Origin of the sequence: Streptomyces sp. NPDC047072, assembly GCF_040643855.1 — a bacterium.
Taxonomy (GTDB): Bacteria; Actinomycetota; Actinomycetes; order Streptomycetales; family Streptomycetaceae; genus Streptomyces.
Window position 1 is genome coordinate 1 of sequence record NZ_JBEYVC010000311.1, and the last position, 6,162, is coordinate 6,162.

At 73.2% G+C, this 6,162-nt stretch carries 7 protein-coding genes and 1 pseudogene; 6 read left to right on the plus strand and 2 right to left on the minus strand.

From position 1 onward, the window contains the following. The coding region (locus tag ABZ896_RS51755) for a thiamine pyrophosphate-dependent enzyme (RefSeq protein WP_360946208.1) at window positions 1-146 on the plus strand (146 nt) is incomplete at its 5' end. Here ABZ896_RS51755 and ABZ896_RS51760 read toward each other — a convergent pair. Next, window positions 97-1,065: pseudogene (locus ABZ896_RS51760) on the minus strand (MFS transporter); the annotation flags it as partial. The gene ABZ896_RS51755 and the pseudogene ABZ896_RS51760 overlap by 50 nt on opposite strands. 54 nt (window positions 1,066-1,119) lie before the next feature. Between ABZ896_RS51760 and ABZ896_RS51765 the strand changes: the two are divergent. From ABZ896_RS51765 to ABZ896_RS51780, 4 genes are all read left to right on the plus strand, one after another. Further along, window positions 1,120-1,869 (plus strand): helix-turn-helix transcriptional regulator, encoded by a 750-nt coding sequence (locus ABZ896_RS51765; RefSeq protein ID WP_360946190.1) that lies wholly within the window; start codon window positions 1,120-1,122, stop codon window positions 1,867-1,869. A gap of 73 nt (window positions 1,870-1,942) precedes the next feature. Further along, window positions 1,943-2,323 carry a MauE/DoxX family redox-associated membrane protein gene (locus ABZ896_RS51770; protein WP_360946193.1) on the plus strand — a complete coding sequence of 127 codons (381 nt, stop codon included), beginning with the start codon at window positions 1,943-1,945 and terminating at the stop codon, window positions 2,321-2,323. After that, window positions 2,320-2,787: a peroxiredoxin gene (locus ABZ896_RS51775; protein WP_360946196.1), complete on the plus strand. Its 468-nt coding sequence runs from the start codon at window positions 2,320-2,322 to the stop codon at window positions 2,785-2,787. Before ABZ896_RS51770 ends, ABZ896_RS51775 begins: the two co-directional genes overlap by 4 nt. A gap of 64 nt (window positions 2,788-2,851) precedes the next feature. Further along, complete coding sequence (locus ABZ896_RS51780; RefSeq protein ID WP_360946199.1) at window positions 2,852-5,200, plus strand: SpoIIE family protein phosphatase; 2,349 nt, start codon at window positions 2,852-2,854, stop codon at window positions 5,198-5,200. Here ABZ896_RS51780 and ABZ896_RS51785 read toward each other — a convergent pair whose 3' ends face one another. Further along, window positions 5,201-5,635, minus strand: coding sequence for a cupin domain-containing protein (locus ABZ896_RS51785; protein WP_360946202.1), 435 nt, complete (start codon window positions 5,633-5,635; stop codon window positions 5,201-5,203). Between the two features lie 173 nt (window positions 5,636-5,808). On the opposite strand from ABZ896_RS51785, the gene ABZ896_RS51790 reads away from it, so the two are divergent. After that, the coding region (locus tag ABZ896_RS51790; protein ID WP_360946205.1) for a winged helix-turn-helix domain-containing protein at window positions 5,809-6,162 on the plus strand (354 nt) is incomplete at its 3' end.

The following is a 6,162-nucleotide window of genomic DNA, read 5'->3' on the forward strand; positions in this document are numbered from 1 at the left end:
CGGCCGTCGGCGCCAAGCTCGCCCGGCCGGAGAGCCCGGTCGTCTGCGTCCTCGGCGACGGCGACTTCCTGATGACCTCCCAGGAGATCGCCCTGCCCCGCTCGCCGTCCCCACCCGCCCGGGCAGGTAGTCCTGCCCGAGCGTGATGTGCAGCGAGAACGGCACGTACAGCCCGGCCGAGGTGAGGGCGACGAAGAGGTACACCGCAGGGCCGGGGGCGATCACCACCCCGGCCACGGCGAGCACGGTCAGCGCGTACGCCCCGCGCACCACCGTGAGCCGCCCGTACCGGTCGGCGAGCCGGCCCCCGGCGACCGTCCCCACGGCACCGCCCGCGTACAGCACGCACAGCGCCGCCGTACCGGCCACGTCCCCGCCGCCGGTCCGCTGGCGGACGTACAACGAGACGAACGCGCTCAGCCCGACGAACACCACCGACCGGCAGACCACCGCGCCCGACAGCCGCAGGAACGACGGCCAGTCGTCGGGTCCGGACACCTCGGCGTGGCCGCCGGCCGGCGCCTTCGCCCGGGTCGCGCGGACCGCGGCCGTACAGAGGACGGCGCCCGCCGCGGCGGGGACCGCCAGCAGGGGAGAGGCGCCGAGGCCGCCGGTGGCGACGACGGCCGAGACCAGCAGAGGCGCGAGCGCGAAGCCGACATTGCCGCCGAGCGAGAACCACCCCATCGCCGTGTTGCCGCCGGACGCCACGGCCCGCGCCGCCCGCGCGGCCTCCGGATGGTAGGCCGCGACCCCGACACCGGACACGGCGACCGCCGCCAGGGTGAGCGCGTAGGAGTCGGTGACACCGCTCAGCGCGACACCGGCACCGGCGGTCAGGACGCTCAGCGGCAGCACCCACGGCATCGCCCACCGGTCGGTGAGGGCGCCGAACAGGGGCTGGACGACGGAGGACAGGAGGGACGCGGCCAGGACGACCCCCGAGGCGGCCGCATAGGAGTAGGCGCGCTCGGCGACGAAGAACGGGACCAGGGCGGCGACGGCCCCCTGGTACACGTCCACGCAGGCGTGGCCCAGGGACATCAGAGTGAGGGAGCGCTTCATGGTCCGAGCCTCGCGCCCGCGCCCTGTGGCCCGCTTTCACTAAACTGCCCACTTGTGTCGAACATCCGCCACGCTCCTACGGCCCCCACCCACGCGCGGCACCTGAACGCCGGGGACCGCATCGACGCGCACCGGCACGACGACCACCAGATCGTCTACGCGGGCTCGGGCGTCCTGGAGGTCACCACCGAAGCCGGGACCTGGTTCGCGCCCGGCACCCGCGCCATCTGGGTCCCCGCCGGGACCGTCCACGCGCACCGCGCCCACGGCCGGCTCGACCTGCACCTCGTCGGCCTGCCCGCCGCCGACAACCCCCTCGGCCTGGACGCCCCGACCGTCCTCGCCGTAGGACCGCTGCTGCGCGAGCTGATCCTCGCCTGCACCCGCGACCCCGCCGAGGACACCCCCGAACGCGGAAGGCTCCGAGCCGTCCTCCGTGACCAGCTGCGCGCCTCGCCCCAGCAGCCCCTGCGGCTGCCCACCGCGGCCGACACCCGGCTGGCCGCGGTCTGCGCGCTCGTCCACGACGACCCCGCCGACGCCCGCACCCTCGCCGCGCTCGGCACCGCCGTCGGCGCCTCGGAGCGCACCCTCAGCCGGCTCTTCCGGAGCGAGTTCGGCATGACCTTCCCGCAGTGGCGCACTCAGTCCCGCCTCTACCACGCCCTGCGGATGCTGGCCGACGACGTCCCCGTCACCGTCGTCGCGCACCGCTGCGGATGGTCCTCCGCGAGCGCCTTCATCGACGTCTTCCGCCGCTCCTTCGGGTACACCCCGGGCGCCCACAACCGCCGTTCCGGATAAGGGGACAGGCCGCCGGAAGAGCTGTGTGTACGGTCCAGTAATATCGCGCGGCAACCCCCCCATTGGAGGAACCGTGCCAGGGTCCCGACGCTCACCCCTACTGCTCGCGGGCCTGCTGGCCACCGCGGGCGCCGCCCACTTCACGAGGCCACGCCAGTTCGACGCGATCGTCCCGAGCGCCCTGCCGGGGACGCCCCGCGCTTGGACGTACGCGAGCGGCGCCGTGGAACTCGCGCTGGCCGCCGGCCTCGCGCTGCCGAAGACCCGCAAGGCGGCCGCCGTGGCCAGTGCCGCCTTCTTCGTCGGGGTGTTCCCCGCCAACGTGAAGATGGCCGTGGACTGGCGGGACCGTCCCGCACCGCAGAAGGCGGCGGCCCTCGGCCGGCTGCCGCTGCAACTGCCGCTCGTGCTGTGGGCACGCAACATCGCGAAGAACGGGGAGGGCCGGGCATGAGCAAGGCGATCGAGACCGGGGACATAGTCGAGGACTTCGAGCTGCCGGACGAGACCGGCACCGGCCGCCGGCTCTCCGAGCTGCTCGTGGACGGTCCCGTGGTGCTCTTCTTCTACCCGGCCGCCCTCACCTCCGGCTGCACCGCCGAGGCCTGCCACTTCCGCGACCTCGCCGCCGAGTTCGCGGCCGTCGGCGCCCGGCCCGTCGGCATCAGCGGCGACACCGTCGAACGCCAGCAGGAGTTCTCCGCCACGCACACCCTCGGCATGCCCCTGCTCTCCGACGCCGACGGCACCGTACGCGAGCTGTTCGGCGTCAAGCGCGGCTTCTCCCTCGCGCCCACCAAGCGCGTCACCTTCGTCATCGCCGAGGACCGCCGGATCCTGGAGGTCGTCCGCAGCGAACTGCGCATGAACACCCACGCCGACCGGGCCCTGGAAGCCCTGCGCGCACACCGGAAGTGACGGACGGGACCCGGTTGCCCCGTTTCGGTTGATGCGCTCTGACAAAGGGACCATCCTGGACCATATGGAGCACGTCTCCGCTACGGCGGTCATGGATGCCTCAGGTGTCGTGACGGGGTGGAGCGAGGGTGCCCGGCGACTGACGGGGCACACGGCCGACCAGGTCGTGGGGCGGGCCGCACGGGAACTGCTCGCCGAGGACCCGCCGGAGTCCGCCGTGGCGGCACTGAAGGGAACCGTCGTCCTGCGCCACCACGACGGCTCCCCGCTCACCCTCGTCCTCGACGCCTGCCCGGTCCTGGGCGCGGACGGCGCCCCGGCCGGGTACGTGATCACCGCCCGGCGGCCCGGCGAGGGGGAGCCGACCCTCGCCGGGCGGGCGTTCCAGCAGGCGTCCATGTCCATGTCGGTCTTCGACACCCGCCAGCACTACCTGCGGCTCAACGACGTCGCCTGTCGCGTGATGGGCGTCTCCGAGCAGGACCTCCTCGGCCGGTTCTTCGCCGACACCGTCGAGGACGCCGAACACAGCCGCGGCTTCCTCGCCAACCTCCGCCAGGTCGCCGAGACCGGCATGCCCGTCCGCTACGAGAGCTTCACGGGCGCCCCCTCCCTCAACCGGGAGCACGCCTGGAGCATCGAGATGTGGCCCGTGCGCGACGACGACTCCGGTGAGCCGACCGGCGTCGCCCTGGCCGCTTTCGACAGCAGCGACCAGTACTGGGCCCGCCAGCGCCTCGCCCTGCTCAACGAGGCGGCGGCCGCCATCGGCACCACCCTGGACGTGGTCCGCACCGCCGAGGAACTCGTCGAACTCCTCGTGCCCCGGTACGCCGACTTCGCCAGCGTCGACCTCCTCGAATGGGTCCTCGGCGCCGACGAGCCGCCCACCCTGCTCGACGGCGACATCGTCCTCAGCCGCGTCGCCCACGGCTCCGCCCATGAGGGCACTCCGGAGGCCGCCGTCCACCTGGGCGAGACGGACGTCTACCCCGCCTTCTCGCCGCCCGCACGGGCCCTGAGGCAGGGCAGGGCCGCCGTCAGCCAGGCCGGTGAGCCGGCCTTCATGCGCTGGGTCGCCGAGCGCAACGCCCGCGCCCCCGCCGGACGCTCCTACCGCAAGGGCGTCCACTCCATGCTCGCCGTGCCCCTCAAGGCACGCGGCACCACCCTGGGCGTCGTGGTCGCCGTCCGCATCGCCCACCCCGACGACTACGGCGACGACGACCGGATCCTCGGCGAGGAACTCGCCAGCCGGGCCGCCGTCTGCATCGACAACGCCCGCCGCTTCGCCCGTGAGCGCACCACCGCCCTCGCCCTCCAGAACAGCCTCCTGCCGCGCGGCCTGCCCGGACAGGCGGCGGTCGAGGTCGCCCACCGCTATCTGCCCTCCGGGTCACTGGCCGGCATCGGCGGCGACTGGTTCGACGTCATCCCGCTCTCCGGCAGCCGGGTCGCCCTCGTCGTCGGCGACGTCGTCGGCCACGGCATCCCGTCCTCGGCCACCATGGGCCGCCTGTGCACGGCCGTACGCACCCTCGCCGACGTCGACCTGCCACCCGACGAACTCCTCACCCACCTCGACGACCTGGTCACCCACCTCGCCTCGGACGACCGTGACGACGAGGCGGCTGAACTGGGCGCCACCTGCCTCTACGCCGTCTACGACCCGGTCTCGCGCCGTCTGACCGCGGCCGCCGCCGGCCATCCACCGCCCGTGGTCGTCCTGCCCGACGGCACCTCGCAGCTCGTCGCCCTGACCGCGGGACCCCCGCTCGGCGTCGGCGGCCTGCCTTTCGAGGCGGCCGAGATCGAGCTGCCGGAGGGCGCGGTCGTCGCCCTGTACACCGACGGTCTGATCGAGGACCGCGACCGGGACGTGGACCACGCCACGGACGAGCTGTGCCGGGCCCTGACCGCGCGGACCGACACCCTCGACGCCCTGTGCGACACCGTGCTCAAGGCCGTCCTGCCCGAGGAGCCCAGCGACGACGTGGCCCTGCTGCTGGCCCGCACCCGGGCGCTCGGCGCGGACCGGGTCGCCACCTGGGACGTCGAACCCGACCCCGCCCGGGTGGCCGCCACCCGGCAGGCCGCGACCGAGCAACTGGCCGCCTGGGGACTGGAGGACGCCTCCTTCGTCACCGAACTCGTCGTGAGTGAACTCGTCACCAACGCCATCCGCTACGGCGAACCGCCCATCCAGCTCCGGCTGATCCGCGACCGGACCCTCATCTGCGAGGTCTCCGACGGCAGTTCCACCTCACCGCACCTGCGGCGCGCCCACGCCTACGACGAGGGCGGCCGCGGGCTGCTCCTGGTCGCCCAGCTCACCCAGCGCTGGGGGAGCCGGCAGACCGGCAGCGGCAAGACCATCTGGGCCGAACAGTCCCTGGAACCACCGGAGTTCTGATCACTCGAAGGAGCAGCCCGGGTTGGGCGCGTCCTCCGAGAACGGCGAACCGTGCGGCAGCACGTACAGGACGTCGAGGACCAGCGTCGTGTCGCCGAGGTTGCGTCCGATGTGGACGTTGTCCTGACCTGCGGGCTCCTGGATGTAACTCCCCTTCGGGTAGACGCCGTCGGACTCGCAGTCGGAGTCGAAGTGGCTGAGCGTGCCCTGCTTGACCACGCCGTACAGGGGGCCGTCGTGGTAGTGCCAGCCGGTGGCCTGGCCGGGCGGGATCGAGATCTCGCGCAGGGTGTAGTCCGTGTCGCCGACGGTCTTCTGGTAGATCAGCTTCGCGCTCACACCGGGACCGGGCGGGGTGGCGTAGGCCGTGCCGCCCACGAAGAGGGTGGCGGCGGTGACGGCGCCGGTCACGGCGGTGCGGAGCGGTATGGGCATGTGGGGGGCCTCCCGGCTCTGGGGTGGTTCAACATCGTTTGGCGCCAACATAGACGTACGGAGGAGCCCCGGGGTTGAGATCCGTGGATCCCCCGAAGGGTTGTGCGCACCTCGTCCCGCGCGTATAAATAAGCAACTTTCTTTCTTACAGAAGAAGGAGAGGTGAGGCCGACGTGCCCCGCCGGTATCCAGCGGGCCCCCAGGGCCTGTTGCGCTCGCTCAACGGCCGCGCGGTCCTGGAGGCCGTCGGCCGGGACGGGCCGCTCACCATCACCGATCTCGCCGGGCGGATCCCGCTGTCCCGGCCGACGGTGGCCGCGGCGATCGCCCAGCTCACCGAGCAGGGCGTGATCGCCGAGATCGGCCCGATGACCGGCCGCAAGGGGCCCGCGCCCGCACTGTTTCAGGTGAACGCCGACTGCGCCTTCGCGATCGGCGTGGACGTCGGACACCGGCAGGTCCGGGCCGCCGTGGTGGACGTGACCGGGCACGAGCGCGCCCGGGTCCAGGTCGCGCACGGGGGTGGC

Coding starts and splice junctions, on each gene's coding strand:
- ABZ896_RS51775 (WP_360946196.1), top strand. CDS start 2,320: ATGAGCAAGGCGATCGAGACCGGGGACATAGTCGAGGACTTCGAGCTG.
- ABZ896_RS51780 (WP_360946199.1), top strand. CDS start 2,852: ATGGAGCACGTCTCCGCTACGGCGGTCATGGATGCCTCAGGTGTCGTG.
- ABZ896_RS51785 (WP_360946202.1), bottom strand. CDS start 5,635: ATGCCCATACCGCTCCGCACCGCCGTGACCGGCGCCGTCACCGCCGCC.